The sequence below is a fragment of the Streptomyces sp. NRRL S-337 genome (assembly GCF_000720175.1).
In the GTDB taxonomy this organism is placed as follows: domain Bacteria; phylum Actinomycetota; class Actinomycetes; order Streptomycetales; family Streptomycetaceae; genus Streptomyces; species Streptomyces siderophoricus.
In genome coordinates this window covers 165,605-191,452 of record NZ_JOIX01000002.1, presented here as the reverse complement: position 1 = coordinate 191,452, position 25,848 = coordinate 165,605, and the positions used below count along the sequence as shown (strand labels likewise).

Genomic DNA, 25,848 nt, shown 5'->3' with positions numbered 1-25,848 from the left:
TTTCCGGACTTGTCGGATCGTCGCAGAGCCACGCGGAGAGAACGTTTGACTCCTCACAACTCAGCCACTGCGCCTTCCGACCCTTCTCGGACCAGCGCCTTTTCCCCTGTGCGCGGCCTGCGCCGGCCCCGTGGCGGGGTACGGGCGGTGGCGCTGGCGAGCGTGGCGGCGGCCACTGTGGTGCTGCTGGGCGGCTGTGTGCAGGCCAGTGCGCCCAAGAGCGCCGGGCATGCCGCTCCCGTCACCGGTCCGGCGGAACTCTGGCCCGGCAGCAAGCCCGCACCGGCGGCTTCGCCGGCCACCGGAGGGCAGGAGAAACCGCAGCCGCTGACCGAGGTGCCGCGGGTGCGGTCCGGGGACATCCGGAAGGTGTCCGCCGGCTCCGTACTCCTGGCCCAGATCGACGCGGACAAGCGCCGCGACCAGCCGGTCTTCGACGACGGAGAGGAACGCACGATCCGCTCCTGCGCCGGCAGGCCGGGTGCGGGCTCCTGTCCTGTGCGGGCCCCCGAGTACCACGACCTGACCGGCGACGGGAAGGACGAGCTGATCCTCGGGGTGCGCAGCGGGAGCAACCTCCTGATCATCTACGCCTACACGCTCAAGAACGGGGTGGTGACCTCGATCCTCGGTTCCACCAGTTCCCCGCAGTCGGTGGAGGTCGCCGACCACAAGCTGGTCATCCACGAGCCCGGCGACGCGCCCGGATACGAGAGCCGCACCGTCTACGCGTGGGATGCGCGGCACCAGGTCATGACGATCCAGGACGTCGGCTACGGCCGGCGGGCCCCGGCCTCTACCACTTCTTCGGGCAGGTGAGTTGTGCGCACTCGCCGACCGCGCCCGCCGCGGTGGCTGCATGCCTGGACGGCGACGCTCTACTGGAAGGCCGCCGTCTTCATCACCGTCATGTGCTGCCTGCTCGCCGCAGTGCTCGGCATCCTGGTGCACGTCCTGGTCGACCGGCAGACCCAGGACCGTGCGCGCCACACGGCGCTGGCCGAACTGGACCGCAGCAAGGCCGTGTACGTCGCCGGGGACCCCCTGGACCGCAACGTTTCGGTGAGTCCGCCCGACCTCCCCACGCCGCTGCGCGAGATGACCGTGCGTCGCCACGAGCGCGGAACCCAGCTCGCCACGCACCAGGGCCGCCCCGTGATGTGGGCCGCCACCCCCGTCGCCGGGGGGAAGGTGCTCGCGCTACGGCTGGACTACAGCGAACAGGCCGCCTCCCTCCGCGGCCTGGACGGGGCCATCATCGGCTCCTCCGCCGCCGCGATCGCCCTCACACTGGCAGCTGGACTGATCTCCGTCTCCCGCATCACCCGCAGACTGCACCACACCGCCCGCGTCGCCCGACGCATCAGCACCGGTGATCTCGATGCCCGCGTGAACGACCCCCGCGCCCGGCGCCCGGACCGGGCCCAGGACGAGGCCGCCGCCGTGGCGACCGCGCTCGACGCGATGGCCGCCAGCCTCCAGACCCGACTGCACAGCGAACAGCGCTTCACCGCCGATGTCTCCCACGAGCTGCGCACCCCGCTCGCGGGCCTGCACTCCGCGGCTGAGCTGCTGCCGCCCGGCCGCCCGACCGAGATGGTGCGCGACCGCGTCCAGGCCCTGCGCAGGCTCACCGAGGACCTGCTGGAGATCTCCCGGCTCGACGCGCAGGTCGAGAGCGCCGACCTCGACATCCACCAACTGGGCCCACTGGCCGAACGTGCGGTCCGGGCCACCGGAACGACAACCGAGGTTCGCGTCGTAGCGGACGACCAGGTCGAGACCGACCGGCGCAGGCTGGAACGCGTGTTGGGAAACCTGGTCGCCAACGCCCACAAACACGGCTGTCCGCCCGTCGTGGTCACCGTCGACGCCCCCGTCATCACCGTGCGGGACCACGGCGACGGATACCCCGCCTACCTCCTCGACCAGGGCCCCCAGCGCTTTCGGAGCCAGTCGGGCGGGTCCGACGCCGGCAAGCGGACCGGTCACGGCCTGGGCCTGACCATCGCCGCCGGCCAGGCCCATGTGCTCGGTGCCACCCTCCGCTTCGCCAACGCCCCCGACGGCGGAGCCGTCGCCGAACTCCACCTGCCACCCTCCCCGGAGCAGCGTCGATAACTGACCTGCTCGTTCCGCCTTCCTGCTTGTTTCTCCTTCCTGCCGATCCCCCCTTTCCGCTGCCGGATCGAACGGCGTCGAGATCCTCGACTTCCTCGCTTTTCCTTGTGCCCACGCAGGCTTCGTCTCCCCTCCGACGCGGAAAGCGCGCGGCCCTCCGCGCCACTTTTGCTGTCGCGGTCACCGGCGCGGCCGTCGCCCTGCCGGTCGGGGCGGCATCCGCCATGCCGACGGATCACGTCAAGCAGGTCAAGGTCGACAGCGGCGAGACCATCACGCTGGACGGCAACACCGATACCGCCACCATCAAGCACCCTGAGCACGGCGTCACCAGGGTGCTGAACCACGACAAGCCCGGCCCGGTGCCGAGCCGGATGGATCCGAACGGGACCTTCACGCTGTCCGAGCCCAAGCCCGCAGCGCAGGCCGACGCCACTACCAAGATCATCTACAAGCATGACGGCAAGACGGTAAAGCGCATCTCCTTCCCCAAGGCCCCGGCCGACCTCGGCTGATCGCGGTTGCCCGCCTTGCTCGCCGAGGCCGGCACCGTGGGTGCACGGCGGCCTCGGCGGGCGACAGGCGTGATGTGCGAGGGAGTTGTCAAAAGCTCCGGGCCCGTGCCTGGCTCGGTCAGTTCACGTGGAGCCACCGCGAACGGCCCGTCGCCCCATTACGTGCGGACACGACCTAGTGCAGCTCCACGGTGACGCCCATCCGCTCCAGGAACGGCACCACCGCTTCGAAGTAGCTCAGCTCACCGGCCGGGTCCACGGTGACGCCCGCCAGAGCCTGCCGGGCCACGTCCGCGTCGTGCCAGACGAGCGTGAAAGGCACGCGGGGCGCCTCGCCGCCGCACTGGCAGCCGCGCAGCGCGTTCCAACACTGGTGCCATTGGAATCCCGGGCCGCCGACCGCCTCACCGATGGCACAGTGCAGGCCCGTGATGTCCGTGGCGTACCGCCCGTCCATCTCGCACACCGCGCCGGGCGCTTCGGGGCCCAGACACACCTCCGTCAACCGTAGCCACTCGCTGCGGCCCTCCGTCGGGAACCGCGCCCATGCGTTACGTTCGCGGGGCGGGCCCTCGCGCCAGGCGTCCCACACGGGCCGGGCCGTAGGCGGGGAGAGAATGCGGCGGAAGAGCCCACCCTTGAGCCTCACGTCGATCAGCGCACCGCCCAGCATGGAGGGGCGGCATTCGTCGACCTCCACGGTGATGTGCTCCTGGATCGGGGTCGGCCGGCCCGTACGGTCCAGGAGCCAGAGCTGCATGTGATCACCCCCGCCATGGCGGGGGTGGACCATCCTGCGCAGCAAATTCGGCGAGGGCTCGCAGCCGATGAGCCGAACCGGTTGGCGGGCGGGGTCCGGCCGGTCGCCGTACAGGCCGACCACCCGCCGACAGCGCCCGATCGCGCTTCCGCTGGTGCCGTTCAAGAGGACGACGTCCGCCCTCGCGGGCTCCTTGCGGTAGGAGGGCGGTGCGTCGGTGACCACGCACTCGACGACGAGGTCGAGCAGCGTGGGGTCCTCCCCGCTGGGCCTGCTGTCGATGACGACGGCGTCGTCGAACCCGAAATAGTCATCGGTGTACGGATCCTCGGCGTCCAGGTCGTTCACGATGAGGTGCAACTCGCCGAAGGGAACAGGCGTGTGCCTCGCGCACTGCTCGGCGGCCTTGAGGAGCCGGCCGGTGGGCGCGCAGCCGATGAGGGTCAGTTGTTCCCGGAACGCGGCCCGGTCCATGAACAGCCCGTCGGCGTCGACGCACCGCGCCCACACCGTCTGCTCCCCGTCCCACTCCTCGCTGACGAGCGCGAAGCGCAGAGGCAGATCCCGGCCCCAGCCGATCTCACGCAGCGAACCGTCCTCGTCGTCGTCCATGGCGCCTTTCCCCTCCGGCCTCCGAGGGCCGAGCCGAGCATAGGCCCCGCGCCTGCCGGAGGGGGTCGGAGCGGGGCATCGAGGGTCCCAGCAACTGCCACGGCTCCTTCGAGGGCGATGGCCACCGGGGCGGCGCGGGCCAGGCCCCGACCCGACCGCGTCGACCTGCGGGTGTAAACCCGTGGGCTGACGAGGGCGAGGGATTGCAACCCGTGGGTTGATGCGGCTCGGTTGGGGCGGGTGACAACGTTCCTTCCATGCGCACGGATCATCGGCATCGCGTACCGATGCGCCACCGCGAGCCCGGCTGACTGACCGTCAGTTGAGCTCGGATCCGCCGGAAGACCCAGGGAGGGGCCGTGACCACCACACCGTTCACCAGTCCAGACACCTTGACGCGCCGTCGCCTGCTGGGAGCCGCGCTGGCGGTCGGCGCGGCCGTGCCGCTCGGCCTCGCCGGGACGGCTCGGGCAGCCGCGGGCGCGCCGGCCTCGGTGCAGCTCACCCTGCCCGGGCCGACCGGGCCGTACCCGGTGGGTACGGTGGCGCTGCACCTCGTCGACGCCGCCCGTCCAGACCCTCTGGCGGGCCCGGGGCGTCATCGGGAGCTGATGGCGAGCGTCTGGTACCCCGCCCGGCACGTCGAGCGGCACCCGTTGGCGCCGTGGACGTCCCCCGCCAACCTGCGGGCACTGCTCACGTCCGCGGACTTCCCCGCCGAGGTGGCGCAGGTGCCGCTCACCGCCGGCCACCAGAGTGCCCCGGTGCGGCGGAGCGGCCGCGAGCTGCTGCCCGTCGTCGTGTACTCGCACGGGGCGCACAGCCACCGCGCCGACCACACCCTCATGGTGCAGGAACTCGCCAGCCACGGCTACGTGGTGGTGACGGTGGACCATACCTACGACGCCTACACCGAGTTCCCGGACGGGCGGGTCCTCGCCCCGGACCCGGATCGCGCGATGGGGCCGGCGGACTTCGCCGCCGACATCCGGTTCGTCCTCGACTGCGTCGAGGAGCTCGCCGCCGGACGCAATCCCGACGCCGACGGCCGGTCGCTGCCGGAGGGCCTGGCCGGCGGGATCGACCCACGGCGCATCGGCATGTTCGGCTGGTCGAAGGGCGGGACGGCGACCGCCCGCGTCATGCTCGACGACCCGCGTGTTCAGGCAGGGCTGAGCCTCGACGGCCCCCTGCTGCCCACCATCACCGGCGACCTCGACCGGCCGTTCATGATGATGACCGCCCAGTTCACCCGGGCCAAGGAGCCCAGCGTCGCCGAGTTCTGGACGCACCTGCGTGGGTGGCGGCTCAACATACAGGCCGAGGGCGCCGTCCACTCGTCCTACGGCGACAACCAGGTGCTCATCCCGCAGTTGGCGAAGGTGGTGAAGATGACTGACCAGCAGCTGCGTGCCTTGATCGGTACCCTCGCCCCGGCCCGGGCGGTACGCATTCAGCAGGCGTACCCGCTCGCCTTCTTCGACCTGCACCTTCGGTACCGACGTGGGCACCTGCTCGACGGCCCGTCCCGAGCCTTTCCGGAGGTGACCTTCCTGCCTTGAGCCGACGGACGCGGCGCTCCCCGTGGGTGTCATCGGTGCCGTCGCGGTCCGGTGATGGTGTCGCGCGTTGGTCCGGTGATCGTGTCGCACGACCGGTCATGGGACGCAGCACGACATCATGCGGGCGGCGCCCGACACAGGTAGAGGCGACCTGCCGTATCACCGCCGCTCCGACCGGCTGACTGGGCGTCCGGCCCCGACGCAGTGGCGTCACCAAGCTCTCCGCACAGCACGCCTAGTGGGGTATCGCGGCGTCCGACGATGCGGCGACGCTGCTGGTGATCATGGCTGTGTGGTACATCATGAAGCCGATACAGGCGTGCGCGTGCGCGCCGGCGTCGGAGTTGGGGAAGCTCGGCACCTGAGAGAAACTGTTCGTCGGTATGAACCGGTAGCCCGCGGGCGGGTTCTGCCGGAACCGCTGGGTGTAGCAGCTGGACACGGCGCCGGGCGAGGGGGTCAGCTCCGCGGGTTCGGTGAGGATGAAGGGGCTGTCGAAGTCGATGACTTCGCGTATGAGTCCCGAGGGTTTCATCGCGGCGATGAACTTCCGCATCGCCTGGATGCCGGAGCTGAACGAGGTGACGCCGACGTCCGTGAGATTCGACGGAGGGAGGAACGGGAGGAACTCGGCCTGGGTGGCCGCCGTGATGTTACTGAGGGTCGCGACCGGGTCGATGGAGAACATGTTCTGCTGCGGATCGACGCCGAGCGCGGCCATCGTGGTGAACGGGACCAGCAGCGGAAGACGCCGGACGGACGCCAACTGGCAGCCCTGGAGCGCGATGTACCGCTGCAGGCTGCCGGACCAGCCGCCGGTGAAGGTGGGGTAGTCGGCTTCCTTGGCGTGGATGATGGGGGGCTGCGGCGGGGGCTGGAGCTGGACCACTGTCGGGTGGAAGAAGACCTGTATCCGGGAGAAGTCGGTGGTGCCGAACGGTACCGCGACACCGACCCAGAACACCTGGCTGTCCTTGGTGACCTTGAACAGGAATTCGTGGATCGTCGAGGTCAGCTGCATCTCTTCGAGGAAGTCACCCTGCACCACGGGTTTGATCACCGGATTGGTCACGACGTGCGGAAGCGTCAGGGCGAGAGGGTTGGTTTGTGTCACCGTGATGTTCATGGTCGTCATCTCACCTACTCGGTGACCCGGATTCGGAAGTTACGCTCGTCCGGAGGTACGCCTGCCCCTGTGGGACGGTACGCCTGCCCCTGCGGGACGGCAGCGGTGCAAGGCAGTACACGGCCATGCAAACCGTCCCGCACCGTCCCTCCCCACTTCAGGAGACACCCGCCGCTCGCCGCCCGCAACTGGGGCTGCCACGACGGGAAGCAGCTGTCAAGTCAACCGGCGGCCAGCGCGAGGACGGCGCTGAGTGCGGCGGCTCCGTCGAGGAGGGCTTTGGAGCGCGCCGTGATGCTTGCGTCCCTGACAGTCAGCGCGGCGGCGACCTCCTCCGACCGGCGGGCGCACCGCATCTCCGGCATGAGGGCCCGAAGAGGTGCGAGGCGGTAACCCGCCTTACGTAGTTGGTGAACGATCCGCGCGTCTCGCACGTGGGTTGGTGTGTATCGCCGCGTGCCTCGTACCGGGTCGCGGTCGGGGACGACGAGATCCTCCCTGTCCCAGTGCCGCAACGTCGAAGGACGTACGTCCAAGGCGGCGGCGAGTTCGGAGATGCTCATCGCGTCCGACGCGCGCACGTCTTCGATCGGCTCGCTGGAGATTGCCCGGGCTGCGTCCTTGGCCTGCCTCAGTTGTGTGCGCTCCGCGTCGAGCCGGGCGTGCGCTGCGTCGAGAAGGGCAAGCGCCACCTGCGGGGTGGGCGAATGGTGGACGGCCCGGATGATCTTCTTGGCCTCGGTCGGGCCCGCTCCTGCTGCCAGGGCCCGGTAGGCCAGCGCGGACTGCAGATGTATCTCCGTATAGACCCGGTAGCCGGCTGCCGTGCGCGTCGCCGACGGAAGCACACCGTCGTGTTCAAGATTGCGCACCTGTTGCACGGAGCACCCGGCACGCCGTGCGATGTCGACGGTGCGCATGCCCCCGGATTTGAGACCTGACATCGTGAAGTCCCTCCATCGCAGCCTCAAAGTCTCCACAAGCACTTCAATGCAACGCTAGAGCACATGACCATGGACGAGATCATCAGCTTCGTGGGCGGCCTCGACGGCGTTCTGACCCTCAGGCCGACACCCGGCGACGGCTCGCCGGAAATCGGCTGGGGCGACACGTTCTTCTACTACGCACCTGATGGCGTCACCCCGACGGCGACCCAACCGTTCACGACGATCGTGATCAAGAATTATCCCGGCGACCAGGCATCACGTCTGGACCGCCCGGACACCTTCCGCGTGAACATCTCTGCCGGGAAAGAAGCTTTCATCCGGTGGACCGGTCACGCGCCACGCGAATCAGCCCCCACCGAGGTCGACCCCAGCACCGCCGACACCGTGCTCGCGCACCCCGTTTACGGCACCGTCGGCTGGTTGGCAGTGGTGAACCCCGGCCCGCGTACCGAGGTGGCGACCCGTGAGCTGCTGCATACGGCCTATCACCTCGCGCGTTCACGCTATGAGCGGCGCACGTAGAGCTGCCGATGAGGACGGGGGAGAGGAACGAGGGGCAGAGCCGAGGGCGAGGAACGCGGGAGAGCCGCGGAAGAGAGTCGAGGGCGAGAAACCAGGCAGAGAAGCCAGGCAGAGAGGGTAAGTAAGGCCCGGTTGACCAGCAGAGTCGCGGTCGCTGCCGGGTCCGGGACCGGGTTCCTTCACATCATCGGGCGCGCTGTGCAACCTTCTTTGCCCCTCACGGGTCTCCACGCCGTACGTCTTACTCGCACAGTGTGAAAGGTCCCCGTGCACAAGAAGAGACTCGTGGCCGCCCGGACGGGTGGTGCCATGTGCGCCGTCATCCTCGGCAGCCTGCTGGTCGCTGCCCCACAGGCGGCAGCCGCCGACGTCACCTGCTCGACCAACGTCTACAAGCGGACGTTCTACAACAACACCTCGTTCTCCGGCTCCCCGGTGAAGACCGACTGCGACGGCACCATCAGCCAGAACTGGTCCGGCAGCCCGGTCTCCGGCGTGTCGTCGAACAACTTCGGTGTCCGCTGGTCGGTGACCCGCGACTTCGGCTCCGGCGGCCCTTTCATGTTCACCGTCTCCGCCACCGATGGCGTCCGCGTCTACCTGGACGGCGTCAGCCAGATCGACCTGTGGTACGCCACCGGTGACACCGCCCGCTCCACGTTCCTCGGCTTCAACATCCCGTCCGGCAAGCACACCATCCGCGTCGACTACGTGAACTGGTCGGGCGCCGCGAAGGTCGCGTTCACGTACACGCCCCGGACGTCGGCGACGTACGACGAGATAAAGCCGCTCGCCCCGACCGGCGTGAAGACGGCCTACAACACCACGACCCGCAAGACGACCGTCTCCTGGTCCGCCAACAAGGAGATGGACCTGGCGAGTTACTCCCTCTATCGGCGGCCCGTCGGCTCCAGCACCTGGACGAAGGTCACCACGACCACCGCCCGCAGCTACACCGACCCCCTGGTGAACCCCGACGACCGCACGCCCTATTACTACGAGGTGCGCGCCACGGACAAGGCGGGCAACACCTCGTCGGGAAGCACGGACACCATCGTCCGACCTCTGCCCGTCGTCACCTCCCTGACCGGCACCTACGACAAGGCGACCGGCAAGGTCACCTTGAAGTGGCCGCTGAACACCGAGCCGCAATTTGACCACTACACGGTGCTGAGCAACGACTTGGTGGACGGCTACTACGTCTGGGTGCCGCTCGGCGCCACCGAGGGCAACACCTGGACCACCGGCCCCGTCACCGCCGACGGCGAGACCCGGCACTACCGCGTCCTCGTCACCAACGACGGTGGCACGACCACCTACAACCCCAACGGGCTCGATGCCACCGCCACCAATGAGCTCTGGCTCAACATCCCTGACGGCATCGCCCCCTATTACGCCCCCGACCTGACCCTGGGTTCCTGCCCGACCGGCATCCAGGCGACCGCCACCGACAACACGCCGGCCCCGATCCGCGACTTCGTCGGCTTCGAGATCGAGCGCCGCGCGGCGGGCACGGACACCTGGTCGGTCGTCCTGCACCACGGCTACGACCCGCGCCGCGACCCGGCCACCGCCACCGTCTGCGACCCGCTGTCCGCCGACGGGCGCACCTATGAGTACCGGGCCCGCACCTACGACGCGTCCGGGAACTACTCGCCGTACAGCGCACTGCGTGCCATGACCCTGCCTATCGGCTGACGGCCACGGGGCACCACGCGTCAGGGGTCCGGAGGCGAGGAAGACGCCGCCGCTGGTTGATTCGGGACTCGGTGCCTTGTTGGCAGGTGCCCTGCTGCCTTGGTGTCTTGGTGCCTTGTGGGTTCGCCCCGTCGGCTTGGCCGGCGGGGCGAAGTGCTGCGAAGGGGCGGGTACGGGTGCGGGCGGGCCCTGGGAAGCCGCGGCTCCGGGGCCGCTTGCTCCTGTCTCAGGCGGGGGTCAGAGTGAGAAGGGACTGCAGGTAGTCGCCGTACGGCACTCGACCCGACGGGCCACGTGGACCGCACGCTGATCGGAGAGACGTACGGAAACGGCATTCGGAAAGGACATCCGGAAAGGACATTCGGAAAGGACCTGTGATGACTGTTCCGCAGCCGCCCGCGCCGCCAGGGCCCCTTCATCCTGAGCCGGTCCCGCCCACCCCTGGTCCTCCGCCCACTCCGCCGGAGCCGGGGCCAGGGCCCGTCCCGCCCGGACCCGAGCCCGTCCCTCCGCCGCCTCACCCCCCTGAGCCGGAGCCGGAGCCGGAGCCTCGTCCAGGCCCCGCTTGACTGACGAGGGCTCCGGGCGGTCCGTCCCGCCCGGAGCCGTACGCGAGCAAACCGGTCAGACGCAGCGGGGCACGAAGGCGGGGTCCGCGGGGCCGCTGCGGCCGAGTGCGTTGAGTACCCACTGGGCGACGACCGGATCGTTGGGGCTCTGGTCGTGTTCGAAGGCGTCCAGGGGGCAGCGGTCCTGGAGCGTGACGTTGGTGACCTGCTTCGCCGGCCCGCTGAGGAAGGCGCTGGTGTACGGGGTCACGACCTCGTCGTGCTTGGTGGTGATCACGGTGTAGTCGGGGCCCGCCACCGTGTCCCCCTTCGCGTTGAGGTGGGTCAGGAACGGCGAACCGGCCATCTGGTCGGTGCAGGCGTCGCAGCCGGCAAACCCGGTCGGGATGGTCAGGGGGTTGGTCGTGCCGTGGTTCGAGGGCACGATTCCCACCAGTTCGTCGACCTTGGTGGCGCCGCCGAGGAAGTCGAGGTAGTAGCGGGGCATCATCCCGCCCTGGCTGTGACCGACCAGGTCGACCTTCTTGGCGCCGGTCGCACCAAGAACGGAGTCGACGAATGTGTCGAGCTCCCGGGCCGAATCTGCGATGTGGGCGGTGGCCTGGTTGCCGTAGTCGAGTGCGAAGACGCAGTATCCGGCGTCCTTGATCTGCGGCGACAGGATCGACCAGTTCTTGGCCATGTCCTCGAAGGTGCCGTGGACCAGCACGACGGGATAGGGGTGAGCGGCGGACGGCTTGCACGTCCAGTCGTTCGCGCCGGGCGGCGAGACGCCGTCGGCCTGGGCGGGGCCGGCGGTGAAACCGAAGAAGGCGCAGGTGGCCACCATCAGGGCAAGGGGGAGGGTCCTCAGACGCATGCCGTTCCTTTCGCGGACCGCGCAGGCGAGACCCGCGTGGCCACCGGGTGCCGACTGCGCACGGGAGCCTGGATGCGGCGGCTCGGCCCCTTCGGCGCTGACGACAACTGTGTCCCCTGTTCGGCAATGTCGAACAGTAAGCGGGATTCTGGATTCCGCTTACTGACGCGTCAACCCTTTGGGCGCCCATTGAGGCGCTGAACACACAGGCTGCTCAGGCGACGCCGAGCCAGCCCGGATCCGTCCGGGGGGTGCACCCGGCCCCCACCACCGTCGTGCCGTCGGGCCCCATCGACGTCCGGTGCGCACCGGTCCGACCGGCTCGGGCTCGGCGGAACGCCCCGGGTTCAGTCTCCGTGAGCCAGGAAGCGGCTGTGGAGAGGCGCGGTGTCCGCGCGCGTGCGAGTCTGAATGGGCCGGATGCCGGCATTCTCCCGGAAGGAGCATGTCATGAGTGCCCAGTCGGGCCGGGCGAGACCAGGCACGAGGGATCAAGGCCGCCGCACGGAACGCGCCATGGACCGGATGGCTGACGACACCGGGCGGGGCGATCGCCTGGGGTCCGGGGCGGAGCGGGAAGCGCAGCGGGCGCGGTCAGGTGTCGAGGGCGCGCGCAGGACGGAAGGCAAGCGACCCGACGGCGAAGCCTAGCCTTCGGTCTCCCCGCCCTCACCGAGTTCCCTGCAGTGGAAGGCAGGGGACCGATTGCCATGTACGCGTCCGTCCGGTCGCCGGTCGCCGGTCGCCGGTCGCCGGTCGCCGGTCGCCGGTCGCCGGTCGCCGGTCGCCGGTCGCCGGTCGGAGGCGGACCGGCCGGGATGGCGGACTGCCTACTCCCAGCTGTGACGACCTGCCGATCCGCCGAGCGAGCGCCGGAAGCGGCGACGACCTGCCTGCAGACCCATAGGGCGCTGACGCAGACAAGCAACCAACAGAAGGAACCCGATACAGGAAGAAGGACGGACGTGTCCGGCAGCGAAAGTGAGAACCCAGTAATCCCCTCCCCGGCCCCCACGTCGACCCGGCCCAGGACGAACCGGGACTGGTGGCCGAATCAGCTGGACCTTCAGGTTCTCCACCAGCACTCGCCCCAATCCAATCCGATGGGCGAGGACTTCAACTATGCGGAAGAGTTCGCAACCCTCGACCTCGACGCGCTGAAGCAGGACGTCTTCGAGGTGATGACGACGTCACAGGACTGGTGGCCTGCCGATTACGGTCACTACGGTCCGCTCTTCATCCGGATGAGCTGGCACGCCGCGGGAACGTACCGCATCGCCGACGGCCGGGGCGGTGGCGGTGCCGGCGCTCAGCGCTTCGCCCCACTCAACAGTTGGCCCGACAACGCGAGCCTCGACAAGGCACGCCGTTTGCTCTGGCCGGTCAAGCAGAAGTACGGCCGGAAGATCTCCTGGGCGGACCTCCTGGTCTTCGCCGGTAACTGCGCCATGGAGTCGATGGGGTTCAAGACGTTCGGGTTCGGCTTCGGGCGAGAGGACATCTGGGAACCCGAGGAAATCTTCTGGGGGCCCGAGGACACCTGGCTCGGAGACGAGCGCTACAGCGGCGACCGGGAACTCACCGGTCCCTTCGGCGCCGTGCAGATGGGACTGATCTACGTCAACCCGGAGGGGCCCAACGGCAACCCCGATCCGATGGCCGCCGCCAGGGACATTCGCGAGACGTTCGGGCGCATGGCGATGAACGACGAGGAGACGGTTGCGCTCATCGTCGGCGGCCACACGTTCGGCAAATGCCATGGCGCGGTCGATCCCTCGTACATCGGTCCGGAACCCGAGGCCTGTCCCCTTGAGCAGCAGGGCCTCGGCTGGCGTAACACCTACGGGAGCGGCGCCGGCCCCGACGCGCTGACCAGCGGGCTTGAGGGCGCATGGACCACGGAGCCGACGAAGTGGGACCACGGATACCTGGACAACCTGTTCAAGTACGACTGGGAGCTGACGAGGAGCCCCGCCGGCGCGCATCAGTGGACTCCCACGGATCCGTCGGCCAAGGACACCGTGCCTGATGCCCATGATCCGTCGAAGCGGCACGCTCCCATGATGCTGACGACGGACCTCGCGCTGAAGCTGGATCCGGTCTACGGGCCGATCACGAAGAGCTACCACGAGAACCCGGACAAGCTCGCGGTCGCGTTCGCCAAGGCGTGGTACAAGCTGTTGCACCGCGACATGGGCCCCGTCTCGCGCTACCTCGGCCCGTGGATCCCCGAGCCGCAGCTGTGGCAGGACCCCGTTCCCGAGGTCGATCACGAACTGATTGCGGACGCGGACATCGCCGACCTCAAGGCCAGGATCCTCACCTCGGGACTGTCCATCCCCCAGCTGGTCACCACTGCCTGGGCGTCAGCGGCAAGCTTCCGCGGCACCGACAAGCGTGGCGGGGCCAACGGGGCACGGATCCGACTCGCGCCGCAAAAGGACTGGGAGGTCAACGACCTGCCCGAGGTGGCCGAGGTGCTGCAGACCCTTGAGCAGATCCAGCAGGACTTCAACGGCTCTCAGACCGGCGGAGTGAAGGTCTCGCTGGCCGACTTGATCATCCTGGGCGGGTGCGCGGCCGTCGAGCAAGCCGCGAAGAACGCGGGGTACGACATCACCGTCCCGTTCGCCCCGGGACGTACGGACGCCTCGCAGGAGCAGACGGACGTCGAGTCGTTCGCCGTGCTCGAACCCAGGGCGGACGGCTTCCGCAACTACCTGCGGGCGGGAGAGAAGTTGTCGCCGGAGACCCTCCTCCTGGACCGCGCCAACCTGTTGACACTGACCGCTCCCGAGATGACGGTCCTGATCGGCGGCATGCGGGCCCTGAACACCAGCTTCAAGCAATCCCCGCACGGTGTCCTCACCCACCGGCCGGAGGCACTGACCAACGACTTCTTCGTCAACCTGCTCGACATGGGAACGGAGTGGAAGGCGTCGAACTCCACTGAGAACGTGTTCGAAGGACGGGATCGCGCCACGGGCGAGGCGAAGTGGACGGCCACCGCCGTCGACCTCATCTTCGGTTCGAACTCCCAGCTCCGAGCCGTCTCGGAGGTCTACGCGTCCCAGGACGCGGGGGAGAAGTTCGTACGCGACTTCGTGGCGGCCTGGGACAAGGTGATGAACCTCGACCGGTTCGACCTCGCCTGAGCCCGATGTCCCGGTCGGCCACTCTCCGGCCGGCCGGGACATCCTCGGAACCCAGGGAGGTGACGAGCGGTTCTTCCAGGGCCGACCCCGTTGCTCTGGATCAGCTGGGCGTTGATCCCTTCGCCCCAGCGGGTGACAGCAGACCGGTCAGGAATCAAGAAGCACCGGTCACCGGGCCGCACCTAGCGTAAGGGCCATGGCAACCATCGAATCCGTCACCCTTGAGGTGGCCGACCCTACGGCCGCCCACCACTTCTACACCGCCGCCTTCGGGCTGGACGCGCAGATACGTCTGCGGGCATCGCAGGCACCCACCACCGGCTTCCGCGGCTTCACGCTGGCGCTCACGGTGTCCCAGCCGGCCAACGTCGACAGCCTCGTCAACGCTGCCCTCGATGCCGGCGCCACGTCGCTGAAGCCGTCCGCGAAGTCGCTCTGGGGCTACGGCGGTGTCGTACAGGCCCCGGACGGGACGATCTGGAAGGTCGCGACCTCGGCGAAGAAGGACACCGGCCCGGCCACCCGGGAGATCGACGAGATCGTGCTCCTGCTGGGAGTGGAGGACGTCAAGGCGAGCAAGCAGTTCTACGTCGGTCAAGGTCTGGCCGTGGCGAAGAGCTTCGGCGGCAAGTACGTGGAATTCGCCGCCGAGGGGTCCAGTCCCCTCAAACTGGCCCTGTACAAGCGCCGCGCCCTGGCCAAGGACGTAGGCGTTCCCGCCGACGGCAGCGGATCGCACCGGATCGTTCTCGTAGGCACCGCCGGGCCTTTCACCGACCCGGACGGCTTCGCCTGGGAGGCCACGTCGCTCGCACCCGCGTCGTCCTGACCACGGGCCCGGCCCGACGCCTCGAAGGAGCTGAGGCGGTGGGCAATCCAGGCACGCGGAGTCCGGGTTGGGGGAGGGCCGGTTTCCCGTCGCGGCTACCGTGGCCCAGAACCCCACCGAACCGATCCCTGGAGAGCCCCCGTGCCCGTACCCCTCGGCGAGGACGTGGTGGCGCTGCTGCGCCGCCCCAGCACCTGCTACCTCGCCACGACGATGCCCGACGGCTCGCCCCAGCTCACCCAGACCTGGGTCGACACCGACGGTGAGCACGTCCTGATCAACAGCGTCGAGACGCATCAAAAGACGCGGAACATCGCGCGGGACCCGCGGGTGGCCGTCGCGGTCGCCGACCCCTCGGATCCTTTCGCCTACATCCAGATCCGCGGTCGGGTGGTGCGGATGACCACCGAGGGAGCGGTCGACCACATCGAGGCGCTCGCGCAGAAGTACCTCGGTGGGCCCTACCCCTGGTTCGGCGGCCGCGACCAAGTCCGGGTGATCTATGTGATCCAACCCGAACGCATCAGCAGCCCCCGCGGCTAGGCCGGATTGGCGCCAATCAGGTGTTGTCAGCTGTAAGTCCACAGTCACTTGGCTCTGTGTTCACTGCCTCAGGGCGGGCCCGGACAGCTGTGGGCCGTGGGCTGTGGACTTTGGTGTGGTCCGGCGGCCGAGGGGCCGCCCACTGTCGCTGGTCATCACGCCAGGGCTGCGGGCGGACCGCACTCGATTCGCGCCGGTCGTGGACAAGGTCCTGTGGGGGCTCGTCAGGACGGGAGGGCGCCGAGTTGGCGCAGTTGCGCGAGGACGTCGACGACACCCCGGATCTCGGCGATCCGCCCGCCGACGAACCGGAAGATGAAGATCTCGCTGTAGCTGACGGTCTTTCCGGTGGGCCGCAGGCCTTGGTACTCGCCCCGGTGGGTTCCGGTCACCGTGTTCCTGGAGACGATCTTGTCGCCCTCCGCGATCGTCTCCTCAACGGTGACGTGGAGGTCGGGGAACGCGCGCAGGAGCACCTCCCACACCCGCTTCAAGGCCTCCGCTCCCGTCGCGCCCATCGGTACCGGCGCGTGGAAGACCAACTCCGGTGCGACGAACTCGTCGATGGCCTTCGAAATGACTTCCAGGTCGCCGCTGTTCACGGCGGAGTGGAAGCGATTGAGCGTCGCTGTGTTGCTTGTTGCCCCAGCTGCCGACATGCGCTCTCTCCTCTGGTCTGTGCCTCCGCCGTGTGCTCAACGGCGTCTGAGCAGTAGGACGGCACGACCGCCGGGAATGTGACGCGACGCGCGGACGACGGTCCCGCATCCCATCGAATCCGTACGCCCGCCCGTGCACGAGACCGGGACGGTGTCCGGATCTTTGTGGCTTCTGCCAGTACGACGGGCCGCCGGGGTGCGGGGAGACTGCCCGGCAGAGGCCACGGCGTGCCCAGGCATGGGCCCGGGGCCAAGGACATGACGACACACGGGGAGGACAGCACGGTGAGCGTGCAGCAGTACGACGAGATCGGTGAGGCATTCGAGGGCTTCAAGGCCCTGCCGCTGGCGCAGTACGGGGAGGTGCCCAGCTTCCTGGCCATGGTCGGGGACGTGCGCGGCAAGTCGGTCCTTGACCTGGCCTCCGGCACCGGCTTCTACAGCAGGGAGTTCATGCGGCGCGGTGCCGCGGAGGTGCTCGGCATCGACATTTCCGGTGAAATGGTCGCCGTGGCACGGCAGTTCGAGGAGCGTGACCCGCTGGGTGTGCGCTACGAGGTCGGCGATGTATCTCAACTTCCGCCTCTGTCACGGCGTTTCGACGTCGCCACGGCGGTCCAACTGCTCAACTACGCGGAGGACGTCGCCGCCATGGAGCGGATGTGCCGCAACGTGCACCAGAGCTTGGCACCCGGCGCGGAGTTCTTCGTGCTCGCCCAGACACCCGACTACCGCTTCGACGGGCCGCCCCTGGACCAGTACGGCTTCCGCTGCGAGTCGACGGGGGAGGAGGCCGAGACCGGGCCGCGGGTGCGGGTCACGGCGCTCCTCGACCCGCCGATCTCGTTCGTCACCACCTGCCCGCGCCGCGAGGTCTACGAAGAGTGTCTGCGCGCGGCCGGATTCGGCGAGGTGACCTGGGTCCCGTTGGAGGTGTCCGACGCCGGCATGCGCAGGTTCGGTGCGGACTTCTGGGCGGACCTCCTCGCCAACCCCCCGCTGGAGATGCTGCGCTGCCGCGCCTGACCGCCGACCGGAAATCCCGGCCGCCCGGCCTGTGAAATGCGCTCTCACGGTGCCCACAGGCTCGGTCTTCGGGTCGGAAGGTCCCGTTGGCGCACCGAGGCTTCCACTGACGAGACTTTCCGGCCCGACATCCCCCGAACGCCGACAGCCGGCCACTCATCCGGGGCCACGGTCGTCGAGATCACCGCTGTGCCACCCGGCACAGCGAGTTACGCCCCGCACGGATTCCGGCTTCCGGCCTTTGGCTTCCGACTTCCGGCCTCCGGTTCCCGAAACGGGTACAGAAGAAAGCGAATGACATCCATGCTCGACGGCTGTACGCCCTGGCCCGAGGAGTTCGTCGACCGCTACTGGGCGGCCGGGCACTGGCGTGGCAATACGCTGGACAATCTGCTGCGCGGCTGGGCCCTGCAGTACGGACCGCGGACCGCGCTCGTGCACGGCGGCACCCGCATCACGTACGCGAACCTGAACCGTCGCGTGGGCCGTATGGCCGCCGGATTCCGGCTGCGCGGCCTCAGGCCAGGTCAGCGGGTCGTCGTCCAGCTACCGAACGTCGCCGAGTTCGTCATCACCCTCTTCGCGCTGATGCGCGTCGGCGCGGTCCCCGTGTTCTGCCCGGTCTCGCACCGCGAGCCCGAGGTGTCCCACCTCGTGCGGGTCACCGAGGCCGTCGGCTACGTCGGCCCCTCGACATCCCAGGGCTTCGACCACGCGGCGATGGCCGCAGCCATCGCCGCCCAAGGCCCGTTCCTGCGCCGGGTGTTCACCCTCGACGCGCCAGACACCGCTTCCTCGTACGGCGGCCTGACCACCGACCCCTCGGGCTGCCACTACTTCCCGCTGAGCTCCATCGACGCCCCGCCCGACCCGGCGCACGCGCAAAGCGCCGACCAGGTGGCGTTCTTCCTGCTCTCCGGCGGAACCACCGAAGCACCAGCGCCCAAGCTCATTCCGCGCACCCACAACGACTACGCCTACCAGGCGCGTGCCGCCGCCGAGCTGGTGTCGCTCGCCGAGGACGACGTGTATCTCGCCGCGCTGCCCGCCGAGTTCAACTTCACCTTCGGCTGCCCCGGCATCGTCGGCACCTTCTCCGTCGGCGGCACCGTCGTCCTGGTCGAGAGCCCGGATCCCGCCGCATGCCTGCCAGTCATAGAACGAGAGCGGGTCACCATCACCTCGGTGGTGCCCTCCGTTGCCCAAGCCTGGCTCAACGAACTCCCCGCCGCTCAGGCTGACTTGAGCAGACTGCGTCTCGTGCAGATCGGCGGCGCGCCGCCCTTGCATCGGGCGACCGCCGAACGGATAGGCCCCGAATGGGGCTGTCGGCTGCAGCAGGTCTTCGGCATGGCCGAGGGGCTGCTCACTCTCACCCGGCCCGCCGATCCGGACGAGACCGTGCTCACCACGAAGGGCCGCCCGCTCTCGCCCGACGATGAGATCCGCATCGTAGACGTCGACGGCAAGGACGTGCCCGACGGCGAGGTCGGCGAACTCCTCACCCGCGGTCCGTATACCCTGCGCGGCTACTACCGGGCGCCCGACCACAACGCACGCTCCTTCACCACCGACGGCTACTTCCGCACCGGCAACCTCGCGCGGCGCACCCCCGACGGCAATTTGGTGGTGTCCGGCCGCCTCACAGGCGGCCTGACCACGGGCGGAGCAGGCCACATGTAGGACCGCCAGAAGAGAGAACCCATTGGGGGCCCCGTCCGACGTGAAGCGGTGGTGTGGTGGTGTGAAGCGCTTGCCGCTTGACCTCAACCGCAGTTGATGTATGAGAGTCCATGTCCATGACTCGGTTCCTGGATCTCGTTTCCCCTGCTGCTGGAACAACGTTGTGGAGTGAGTGGCTTACTGGCACTGCCGAGCGTTCGCGTGCGGCCGCTGACGCTCTGATTGATGAGTGGGCGGCAGCCGCGACACCGTCCGGGCGCCTGGCACAGCACGTTTTCCTGTCGACGGACGGGGCCGGTCTCCTCTTCCATGCGCAGTGGACCAGCGATGAAGAGCACCTGGCATGGGCTCGTGCCCGCCGCGCCGGCGTCGTCAGCCGTGTGGACACGCTCGTGCCGGGTATCAAACGCCCGGGACTGACCCGAAGTCGCCTGCATCGCAGCGTTGTTCACGACGCAGAACGACCAGCCGGCGTCTTCGTGGTCAGCACGATGGCGGCGGGTGATGTGGAGTCCACGGGCGGGCCGGCGCCGGGTTTGCTCGCGGCGCACGTCCACCTTGCAGCAGATGGCGAGCGTGCGATCGTCGTCGCAGAATGGACCGACGCCCTCTCTCATGAAGCCACCACGGCCGGTGACGTCAGCTTCAAGCGGTACACGTTGTACCACTCGTTCGTCGAGGACGTCTGATCCCCACTGCCGAGCGGGGCCGGCCGAGCTGACTCCCTAGTCGTGGACGCCGTCACCGCCGGAGGCAGTCGCACCGCCCCGCCCGGGCGGCCGTTGGGGAAGCCGCCCGGGCGGGGCATCCTGCGGAGGTGCCTGGGAGGGAGGGTAGGGGTTGGGCGTCAGGTACGGGCGCAGGAGTGCCAGCTGCGTGAGCTGTGGCGGCGCTGTCAGGTACCTGTCACGCGTAAGTATAGAACTTGGTGTGGTCCAAGAGGTCCGCCGGTGTCACGTCGTTCCACGGCTTCATCGTGTCGTGCAGGTCGACGACGTCGGGGGTGTCGCCGGTCGGGAGATAGCCCGAGGTGGGGTGCAGCTTCTGCCAGTCGGCCCAGAGCTTGTCGATGAAGCAGTGGTGCAGCCAGAAGACCGGGTCGTTGGGGGAGGCGCCGGTGGTCATCTGCCCGCCGACCCAGACGTGCACCCGGTTGTGCAGGTTGGGGCCGCGCCAGCCCTCGATGTTGTTGCGGAAGCCGTCGGACGCGCTGTTCCACGGGGGCGCGTCATAGACGTCCATGGCGAGCACCCGGTCGACCTCGGCCCGGGTCGGCAGCTCGCGCACGGCGGTGCCGAGGGAGCGGCGCAGGAACGTCCGGCCGTCCACCCTGAGGTTCATCGGCCACCTGCCGCCGCTGAAGGCGAACGGGCCCGAAGTCACCCGGCCGTCGCCGCTGCGCCCGTCACCTCCGAGGAAGTCGTCGGCCCACAGGGAACTGCGGGGGCTGCGGTCGACGGTCCAGTCCCAGTAGGGGAGGGTGACCGATGGGGTGATGCTCTGCAGGGCCTGCTCGAACTGCAGCAGGAACCTTCGGTGCCAGGGGAGGAAGGACGGCGACCGGTGGCCGGTCCGCTCCCCGTCGTCGGTGTCGCCGATGATGAACGCGTTGTGGGTGCTGATGAATTCGTCGTAGCGGCCGGCGCGCTTGAGCTCCAGCACCGCGTCGACGAAGTTGCGCTTCTCGGTGGCGGTGAGGTTCGCCTGGTTCTTCCTGACTGCCATGTCGAGGACTCCTCGGTGGGGGGACGGGCAGGGTCGGGCCTCAGCCGGTGATGACGGGGACCAGGTCGGCACCCTGGAGCACCCGGACGGCAGCGCGCGCCAGGGCGTGCGGGGTGCTGAACTTCTCGTAGTGGTTCACCAGGCTGATCCAGGTGCCGTCGGCGTTCCGCATCACATGGAGGTCGTCGTTGTCGATGCGGACGACGAAGTCCATACCGTCGTGCGGGCCGGCGAGCCGCCGCGCTCGCTTTCCGTGGCCTCCTTGGCCGCCGGGCGAATCGCCCGAATCCGCCGGCCAGCCCGCTATGTGGCGGCCCTGGTACATCTCGTCGAACGGCTCGGGCTCGGGCATGTCGTGGCCGCTGCCGGAGTGCCCGCCTGCCGCCGGGTGTCCGTGGCCGTCGGCGGATCGTTCGACGGCGCGGTCGGCATGGGCGGCGTGGGCGACCGGTGCGGCCAGCACCACTCCCGCGAGCGATGCGGCACTGCCGTACAGCACCTGGCGCCGGGTGGGACGCGACATCTTCCACTCCTCTGATGGGGCCTCGGCTCCCCTCCGGGACGCGGCCGCCGCGGAGGGCAGGAGCCGGCGCGCCGACGATCGGCGCGCGCCGCCCCATGCTGGCAGGGAAGAACGGAGCATCAAGTCGGCCCGCATGTTCGGGCCACGATGGAACAACTCCCGTACCGAAGTGGAGAATTCAACGGCGTTGATCGTCCTTGTGTGGCGGTCGGGACGCTCCCTGGAAGCGGATATTCCGCGGTTTCCACCGCCATCCACCGCAGATCCTTTTCTCCGCACCGCACATCGTGGTGCCGCGCACGGCCCGAACTCGGCGCAAAGGGAGGGGGTTTGGGTATCCGGGGGTTTGAGCGTGCGGGTTTTGGGCGCCCGAGGGTTCGCGGCCTGTTCGCCTCCCGCGCCCCGATGCCGGAGGACCGGCGTCAACGCGGCTGTGACGGGGCGTGCCTGGACGTCGGGCTCGGGTAGGAGCCGGGTGACTTGCCAGCCGTCCACCTCGGGCATGCGGCTGGTCGTCGACGATGAGCACCTCGGGCGTGCGGCTGGTCGTTGACGATGAGCACCTCGGGCGTGCGGCTGGTCGTTGACGATGAGCAGCCGGATCGTCGAGGGAGGTGAGCCAGCCGGTCGCGCGGTGCCCGCCGCTGGGAGGAAGCGGCGGGCACCACGTCGGTCCGGATGCGGGGTGAGGTCAGCCGGTAGCGGCCGTGCCCCAGCTCTGGCTGATGACGACCTTGGCGTCGCTCTGCTGGGTCTCGGTCGGGAAGCTCGGCGTGCCGGAGACCTTCGGCAGCTTCGCCGCCGCGGCCCTGTCGAGCGTGCCGGCCTTCTTCATGGCGGTCATCAGAGCCGGACGGGCGAATCCCTTGAGCCTGAGGTTCTGGCCCTCGGCGCTGTAGAGGTACTCCAGCCACAGGCGCGCGGCCGCGGGGTGCGGCGCATCCTTGTTGATGGCCTGCGAGTAGTACTGGGAGAACTTGCCGTCCGAGGGGACCACGACCGTCCAGTCGAGGCCCTTGGACTTGAACTCGTCGGTGTACCCGGCGTTGAGGTAGTCCCAGTCGATACTGATCGGCGTCTTGCCCTTTTCAATGGTGGCCGGGGTGGATTCGACGGGCGTGTAGTTGGCGCTCTTCTTCAGCTTGGCGAAGAAGTCTACGCCGGGCTGGATGTCGTCGAACGAGCCGCCGTTGGCGAGGGCGGCCGCGTACACGGCGCCGAAGGCCGAACCCGACTTGGCGGGGTTACCGTTGAGTGCGATCTGCCCCTTGTACTGCGGTTTGAGCAGATCCTTGAAGCTGGTGGGGCAGGTCTGCACACGCCTGGCATCGCAGCCGAAGGAGATGTAGCCGCCGTAGTCGTTGGCCCAGCGGCCGATGGAGTCCCGCTGGACGTCGGGGATGTCGGCGAAACCGGCGACCATGTACGGCGCGAGCAGCCCCTCCTGGGCGGCGCTCTGCGCGAAGGAGCTGCCGAGGTCGAGGACGTCGGGTGCGTTGTCCTTGCCCTTGCGCGAGGTGACTGCGCTGATCTCGTCCTGGCTGGCGCCGTTCGGATTCTCGACCTCGACCTTGATGCCGTACTTCTTTTTGAAGCCGTCGATCAGGGCGCCGTAGTTGGCCCAGTTACGGGGCAGTGCGATCGCATGCAGCGTGCCCTCCTTCTTGGCTTCGCTGGCCAGGGCGTCGATGCCGCCGAAGGCCTCGGCCGTGGTCGCGGTGGCCGCGCTGCTCTTTCCGCCGGCGGTGCTCGACTCGTCGGAGGCCGCGCTGCAGGCGCTTAGGGCGGGTACGGCGGCGAGGGCGAGGATGCCGGTCAGGACGGCAGTCCTCGGCAGGAACACGGTCACGGTCTCTCCAGGGGTACGCACAGAGCATTGAGGGGATTCATGCGGGGCCACACAGGGGATGCACGTGGGGGGTGAGCACCTGTCCGACGACTTGCCTGAACAAGTTGGGCCTCAGTAGGCCCAACTATGGTGTCCGTCAGGTAAACATTGGTAAAACTAATGACTCCGATTCCCTCACAATCGCAGCTCGGAGGGGTCACTATGGCGCCCCACCCAGGCTGACCGTGCTCCACAATTTGCACACAATTGGCACGAGAGGGAGCACAGCGGCACGCTCCGAGAAGATCACCGGAGAGCTGAGATGGGGTGATCACCGGAGAGCTGAGATGGGGTGATCGCGGGAGAGCTGACGTGGGCGATCGACGGAGAGGGCTGAGGTGGGCGATTCGCGGAAAGGACTGCGCCGTGGAAGTCTGCCGGCTGCGCAGCGCCGCGCAGAGGCGCACGCGAGAGCCGTCGGGTGTCCGGACGCCTGATGTTGCACGCATACCGCCCCCCCCGCCGCCGGAGAACTCCTCAACGACTCCAACTCCCGCCTGAAACAGCGGCGTTGCGCAACCTCCACCGACGGGGCGACGATGGCCGCGAAACCGCCACTCGACGCAATCAGTCAGGCAGGGCGGACCGTCTCCGCGTGAACCGGGAAGGCGTGCATTCGCCACCGAGACAGTCGCCTGGCGGGCGTGACCTCATCGCAATGCGGGACAATTGCGGCCATAACGGCCTGCCAGGGGGCGGAGTCGAAGAGGAGCCTGATCGCGGTGATCCGACCGTCGTGGAGGCGGAAGTGTTCGGCCGTGTGCTGCGTGCCGACGGGTGAGGCGGTATGCATGTCGTAGATCAGGGTCGCCTCGTTGTCGCCGTACAGCTCGCTGATGAGATCGACGCCGGTGACGATTCCCAGGAGTGCGTCGAGGCCGTCGAGGTGGCCGGTCGGGCTGTTGGAGGCGACGAACGGGCTGCGGAAGGTGAAGCCGTCGCCGATGTGGGCGGCGGCGGCCGCGACGTCGCCGCGGAACCGGGCGTCGTGATACGCCCTGACCGCGCGTCGGGTCGGTGAATCGGTGGTCACGGCGTCCTCGGGAGTCGTTGATAGGGGAATGGGAAAGGGAACGACCGGTTCAAGAAGAGGCGGACTGGTCGGGGGGACTCGTGCGCAGGTAGTGCTCGATCCGCTGCTGGTTCTCGACCAGGCGCAGGCACAGGTGTCGGAACTGGTCCAGTTCGGCCGGGGTGAAGCCCTGGAAGACCGCCGACATGGCGCGTTGCGTCGGTTGGCGGAAGGACTCCAGCCAGTCGCGTCCGGACGGTGTGATCCGCACTCGGACCGACCGGCGGTCGTGCCGGTCCTGGACCCGCTTCACGAGATGGCCGCGCTCCAGGGTGTCCACCAGGCCGGTGATGTTCCGGGAGCTCACCCCGCCGGCGCGCGCCAGTTCGCCGATGCTCAGACCCTCGTCAGCGGCAGCACCCAGCCGTACGAGAACGTCGAGTGCGCCGGCGCTGAGGCCGCGGCCGGCCGCTCCCTGCGAACGCAGCCGGTCGACGGCCTGTGAGGCCGAGCGGACAGCTGCGGCCGCTTCCAGCGCCAGGGTGTCGCCGTCGCTCGTGAACGTGCCCATGGCCGCCCGGACGCCGGGGTCGTAGAGGAGGCCGGCATCGTCCCTGGTCAAGCCCTCAGGAGAATTATGTACGTGCTTCATAATGAAGCAGCGCCTTACTCTGCCGGGACCGCTTCACCAAGGGGGACGGAGGCGCTGCCCGCGACGCGAACAGCTCCCGGCGCGAACAGCTCCTGGCGCGGACGGCTCCCGGCGCGGACGGTGGATCGGCGGGCTCTCCCCGCTCCGGCACCTGCGAGGAGACCGGCCCGGTGTCACAGCCATGGGAAGGACGGCATGCGAACCCAGCGCTGACGCGGCGAACGACGGTAGGCGCCTCTGTAGGCTGTCTGTACCGGGGGGAGAGCTCATGCGCTTTGCGATGACCGACAACTATGCCGCGCTTGTCATGTCCGTCGACGCTGGGCTGCTGGTGGTGGGGGCCGTGCAGTCCCACGGCACCGTCACCACGGTCAGAGAACGCATCAGAGCAGTGAACCAGCGGCATGCGGCAGCCATGAGAGTGATCGCCGACCGGCTTCGTGCAGGTGAAGAGCCGACCAACGCCGAACTGCACCGGGCCCATGATTTGTCCCGAAAGGCAACCGGAGACCTGCGGCGGCGGTTCGAGAGGCCGGCAACCGTGGGCTTGATGTGGGCCATCATGTCGGTCTGGCTGGTGGTTTCCGTGGTTGCGACACTCTGGTGGTCGGCCATGGAAGGACATGGTCGAGCCCCATGGCTGGCCGAGGGCACGCTGGCAGCTACGGCCCTCGCCACCCTCGTCCTGCTGGCAGAGACCATCCTCCGATTCTGTTGGGCGGGCGAAGCGGCGACGGACGACTTGGAGCAGGAACAACTGCAACGCCAAGTTGCTGCGGTCCACATGGACGCCGAGTTGCCTCACCGTGTGAGGCAGCGTCTCGATGAGTTCGCCCGGGGCGACCGCCGCTGAGGCCGTGTT

Annotated in this window: 23 protein-coding genes; 13 read left to right on the top strand and 10 right to left on the bottom strand. The window is 68.7% G+C overall.

Features of this window, described 5'->3' with window-relative positions; all coding sequences use genetic code 11:
- Positions 1 to 147: 147 nt before the first annotated feature.
- The 3 genes from IG62_RS0103150 to IG62_RS0103140 all read left to right on the top strand — a co-directional run bounded on the left by IG62_RS0103150 (position 148) and on the right by IG62_RS0103140 (position 2,636).
- Entirely contained in the window at positions 148 to 819 is a 672-nt protein-coding gene (locus tag IG62_RS0103150) for a hypothetical protein (RefSeq protein WP_030797251.1), read from the top strand.
- Between the two features lie 3 nt (positions 820 to 822).
- Positions 823 to 2,121, top strand: a complete 1,299-nt coding sequence (locus IG62_RS0103145) for a sensor histidine kinase (RefSeq protein WP_030797248.1) — start codon at positions 823 to 825, stop codon at positions 2,119 to 2,121.
- A 107-nt stretch (positions 2,122 to 2,228) separates the two neighbouring features.
- Positions 2,229 to 2,636: a hypothetical protein gene (locus IG62_RS0103140; protein ID WP_030797246.1), complete on the top strand. Its 408-nt coding sequence runs from the start codon at positions 2,229 to 2,231 to the stop codon at positions 2,634 to 2,636.
- A 175-nt stretch (positions 2,637 to 2,811) separates the two neighbouring features.
- Here IG62_RS0103140 and IG62_RS0103135 read toward each other — a convergent pair whose 3' ends face one another.
- Positions 2,812 to 4,008 carry a hypothetical protein gene (locus tag IG62_RS0103135; protein WP_051797501.1) on the bottom strand — a complete coding sequence of 399 codons (1,197 nt, stop codon included), beginning with the start codon at positions 4,006 to 4,008 and terminating at the stop codon, positions 2,812 to 2,814.
- Positions 4,009 to 4,367: 359 nt separating this feature from the next.
- Between IG62_RS0103135 and IG62_RS0103130 the strand changes: the two genes are divergently transcribed.
- The gene (locus IG62_RS0103130) at positions 4,368 to 5,570 is read left to right on the top strand and encodes an alpha/beta hydrolase family protein (protein WP_030797240.1); all 1,203 of its coding nucleotides are present in this window, start codon (positions 4,368 to 4,370) and stop codon (positions 5,568 to 5,570) included.
- Positions 5,571 to 5,805: 235 nt separating this feature from the next.
- On the opposite strand, the gene IG62_RS0103125 is transcribed toward IG62_RS0103130, so the two are convergent.
- The gene (locus IG62_RS0103125) at positions 5,806 to 6,705 is read right to left on the bottom strand and encodes a hypothetical protein (protein ID WP_030797238.1); all 900 of its coding nucleotides are present in this window, start codon (positions 6,703 to 6,705) and stop codon (positions 5,806 to 5,808) included.
- 212 nt (positions 6,706 to 6,917) lie between these two features.
- Entirely contained in the window at positions 6,918 to 7,616 is a 699-nt protein-coding gene (locus IG62_RS0103120) for a MerR family transcriptional regulator (RefSeq protein WP_234326220.1), read from the bottom strand.
- 87 nt (positions 7,617 to 7,703) lie between these two features.
- On the opposite strand from IG62_RS0103120, the gene IG62_RS0103115 reads away from it, so the two are divergent.
- Entirely contained in the window at positions 7,704 to 8,165 is a 462-nt protein-coding gene (locus tag IG62_RS0103115; protein ID WP_030797234.1) for a DUF6194 family protein, read from the top strand.
- A gap of 285 nt (positions 8,166 to 8,450) precedes the next feature.
- Complete coding sequence (locus tag IG62_RS43035) at positions 8,451 to 9,863, top strand: PA14 domain-containing protein (RefSeq protein WP_158794963.1); 1,413 nt, start codon at positions 8,451 to 8,453, stop codon at positions 9,861 to 9,863.
- 624 nt (positions 9,864 to 10,487) lie between these two features.
- On the opposite strand, the gene IG62_RS0103105 is transcribed toward IG62_RS43035, so the two are convergent.
- Positions 10,488 to 11,291 carry an alpha/beta fold hydrolase gene (locus tag IG62_RS0103105; RefSeq protein WP_030797230.1) on the bottom strand — a complete coding sequence of 268 codons (804 nt, stop codon included), beginning with the start codon at positions 11,289 to 11,291 and terminating at the stop codon, positions 10,488 to 10,490.
- A gap of 965 nt (positions 11,292 to 12,256) precedes the next feature.
- Between IG62_RS0103105 and katG the strand changes: the two genes are divergently transcribed.
- The 3 genes from katG to IG62_RS0103090 all read left to right on the top strand — a co-directional run bounded on the left by katG (position 12,257) and on the right by IG62_RS0103090 (position 15,818).
- On the top strand, positions 12,257 to 14,446 hold the full coding sequence (gene katG / locus IG62_RS0103100; protein ID WP_030797228.1) for a catalase/peroxidase HPI: 2,190 nt from the start codon (positions 12,257 to 12,259) through the stop codon (positions 14,444 to 14,446).
- Positions 14,447 to 14,642: 196 nt separating this feature from the next.
- The gene (locus IG62_RS0103095) at positions 14,643 to 15,275 is read left to right on the top strand and encodes a glyoxalase (protein ID WP_030797226.1); all 633 of its coding nucleotides are present in this window, start codon (positions 14,643 to 14,645) and stop codon (positions 15,273 to 15,275) included.
- A 141-nt stretch (positions 15,276 to 15,416) separates the two neighbouring features.
- Positions 15,417 to 15,818 carry a PPOX class F420-dependent oxidoreductase gene (locus IG62_RS0103090; protein WP_030797225.1) on the top strand — a complete coding sequence of 134 codons (402 nt, stop codon included), beginning with the start codon at positions 15,417 to 15,419 and terminating at the stop codon, positions 15,816 to 15,818.
- A gap of 224 nt (positions 15,819 to 16,042) precedes the next feature.
- Here IG62_RS0103090 and IG62_RS0103085 read toward each other — a convergent pair whose 3' ends face one another.
- Positions 16,043 to 16,477: an ester cyclase gene (locus IG62_RS0103085; protein WP_030797222.1), complete on the bottom strand. Its 435-nt coding sequence runs from the start codon at positions 16,475 to 16,477 to the stop codon at positions 16,043 to 16,045.
- 285 nt (positions 16,478 to 16,762) lie between these two features.
- Between IG62_RS0103085 and IG62_RS0103080 the strand changes: the two genes are divergently transcribed.
- The 3 genes from IG62_RS0103080 (at position 16,763) to IG62_RS46995 (ending at position 19,875) form a co-directional block, all read left to right on the top strand.
- Complete coding sequence (locus IG62_RS0103080; protein ID WP_030797220.1) at positions 16,763 to 17,503, top strand: class I SAM-dependent methyltransferase; 741 nt, start codon at positions 16,763 to 16,765, stop codon at positions 17,501 to 17,503.
- 294 nt (positions 17,504 to 17,797) lie between these two features.
- A complete protein-coding gene (locus IG62_RS0103075; RefSeq protein WP_051797499.1) occupies positions 17,798 to 19,186 on the top strand; it encodes a (2,3-dihydroxybenzoyl)adenylate synthase in 1,389 nt (462 codons plus the stop codon).
- Between the two features lie 110 nt (positions 19,187 to 19,296).
- Positions 19,297 to 19,875, top strand: coding sequence for an antibiotic biosynthesis monooxygenase (locus IG62_RS46995; protein WP_158794962.1), 579 nt, complete (start codon positions 19,297 to 19,299; stop codon positions 19,873 to 19,875).
- Between the two features lie 217 nt (positions 19,876 to 20,092).
- On the opposite strand, the gene melC2 is transcribed toward IG62_RS46995, so the two are convergent.
- From melC2 to IG62_RS0103045, 5 genes are all read right to left on the bottom strand, one after another.
- The gene (melC2, locus tag IG62_RS0103065) at positions 20,093 to 20,911 is read right to left on the bottom strand and encodes a tyrosinase MelC2 (protein WP_030797214.1); all 819 of its coding nucleotides are present in this window, start codon (positions 20,909 to 20,911) and stop codon (positions 20,093 to 20,095) included.
- A 40-nt stretch (positions 20,912 to 20,951) separates the two neighbouring features.
- Positions 20,952 to 21,434 (bottom strand): apotyrosinase chaperone MelC1, encoded by a 483-nt coding sequence (gene melC1 / locus IG62_RS0103060; protein WP_030797211.1) that lies wholly within the window; start codon positions 21,432 to 21,434, stop codon positions 20,952 to 20,954.
- Positions 21,435 to 22,125: 691 nt separating this feature from the next.
- Positions 22,126 to 23,283: an ABC transporter substrate-binding protein gene (locus IG62_RS0103055; RefSeq protein WP_030797209.1), complete on the bottom strand. Its 1,158-nt coding sequence runs from the start codon at positions 23,281 to 23,283 to the stop codon at positions 22,126 to 22,128.
- Positions 23,284 to 23,893: 610 nt separating this feature from the next.
- Entirely contained in the window at positions 23,894 to 24,355 is a 462-nt protein-coding gene (locus IG62_RS0103050) for a nuclear transport factor 2 family protein (RefSeq protein WP_063755320.1), read from the bottom strand.
- Between the two features lie 49 nt (positions 24,356 to 24,404).
- Positions 24,405 to 24,956: a MarR family winged helix-turn-helix transcriptional regulator gene (locus IG62_RS0103045; protein WP_234326218.1), complete on the bottom strand. Its 552-nt coding sequence runs from the start codon at positions 24,954 to 24,956 to the stop codon at positions 24,405 to 24,407.
- 298 nt (positions 24,957 to 25,254) lie between these two features.
- On the opposite strand from IG62_RS0103045, the gene IG62_RS0103040 reads away from it, so the two are divergent.
- Positions 25,255 to 25,839 carry a hypothetical protein gene (locus tag IG62_RS0103040; protein WP_030797203.1) on the top strand — a complete coding sequence of 195 codons (585 nt, stop codon included), beginning with the start codon at positions 25,255 to 25,257 and terminating at the stop codon, positions 25,837 to 25,839.
- Positions 25,840 to 25,848: the final 9 nt, after the last annotated feature.

What these genes read in the sequence shown, in the direction of transcription:
- melC1 (WP_030797211.1), bottom strand. Translation starts at nt 21,434, where the DNA reads ATGTCGCGTCCCACCCGGCGCCAGGTGCTGTACGGCAGTGCCGCATCG.
- melC2 (WP_030797214.1), bottom strand. Translation starts at nt 20,911, where the DNA reads ATGGCAGTCAGGAAGAACCAGGCGAACCTCACCGCCACCGAGAAGCGC.
- IG62_RS0103105 (WP_030797230.1), bottom strand. Translation starts at nt 11,291, where the DNA reads ATGCGTCTGAGGACCCTCCCCCTTGCCCTGATGGTGGCCACCTGCGCC.
- IG62_RS0103085 (WP_030797222.1), bottom strand. Translation starts at nt 16,477, where the DNA reads ATGTCGGCAGCTGGGGCAACAAGCAACACAGCGACGCTCAATCGCTTC.
- IG62_RS0103040 (WP_030797203.1), top strand. Translation starts at nt 25,255, where the DNA reads ATGCGCTTTGCGATGACCGACAACTATGCCGCGCTTGTCATGTCCGTC.
- IG62_RS0103135 (WP_051797501.1), bottom strand. Translation starts at nt 4,008, where the DNA reads ATGGACGACGACGAGGACGGTTCGCTGCGTGAGATCGGCTGGGGCCGG.
- IG62_RS0103075 (WP_051797499.1), top strand. Translation starts at nt 17,798, where the DNA reads ATGACATCCATGCTCGACGGCTGTACGCCCTGGCCCGAGGAGTTCGTC.
- IG62_RS46995 (WP_158794962.1), top strand. Translation starts at nt 19,297, where the DNA reads ATGTCCATGACTCGGTTCCTGGATCTCGTTTCCCCTGCTGCTGGAACA.
- IG62_RS0103125 (WP_030797238.1), bottom strand. Translation starts at nt 6,705, where the DNA reads ATGACGACCATGAACATCACGGTGACACAAACCAACCCTCTCGCCCTG.
- IG62_RS0103120 (WP_234326220.1), bottom strand. Translation starts at nt 7,616, where the DNA reads ATGCGCACCGTCGACATCGCACGGCGTGCCGGGTGCTCCGTGCAACAG.
- IG62_RS0103095 (WP_030797226.1), top strand. Translation starts at nt 14,643, where the DNA reads ATGGCAACCATCGAATCCGTCACCCTTGAGGTGGCCGACCCTACGGCC.
- IG62_RS0103115 (WP_030797234.1), top strand. Translation starts at nt 7,704, where the DNA reads ATGACCATGGACGAGATCATCAGCTTCGTGGGCGGCCTCGACGGCGTT.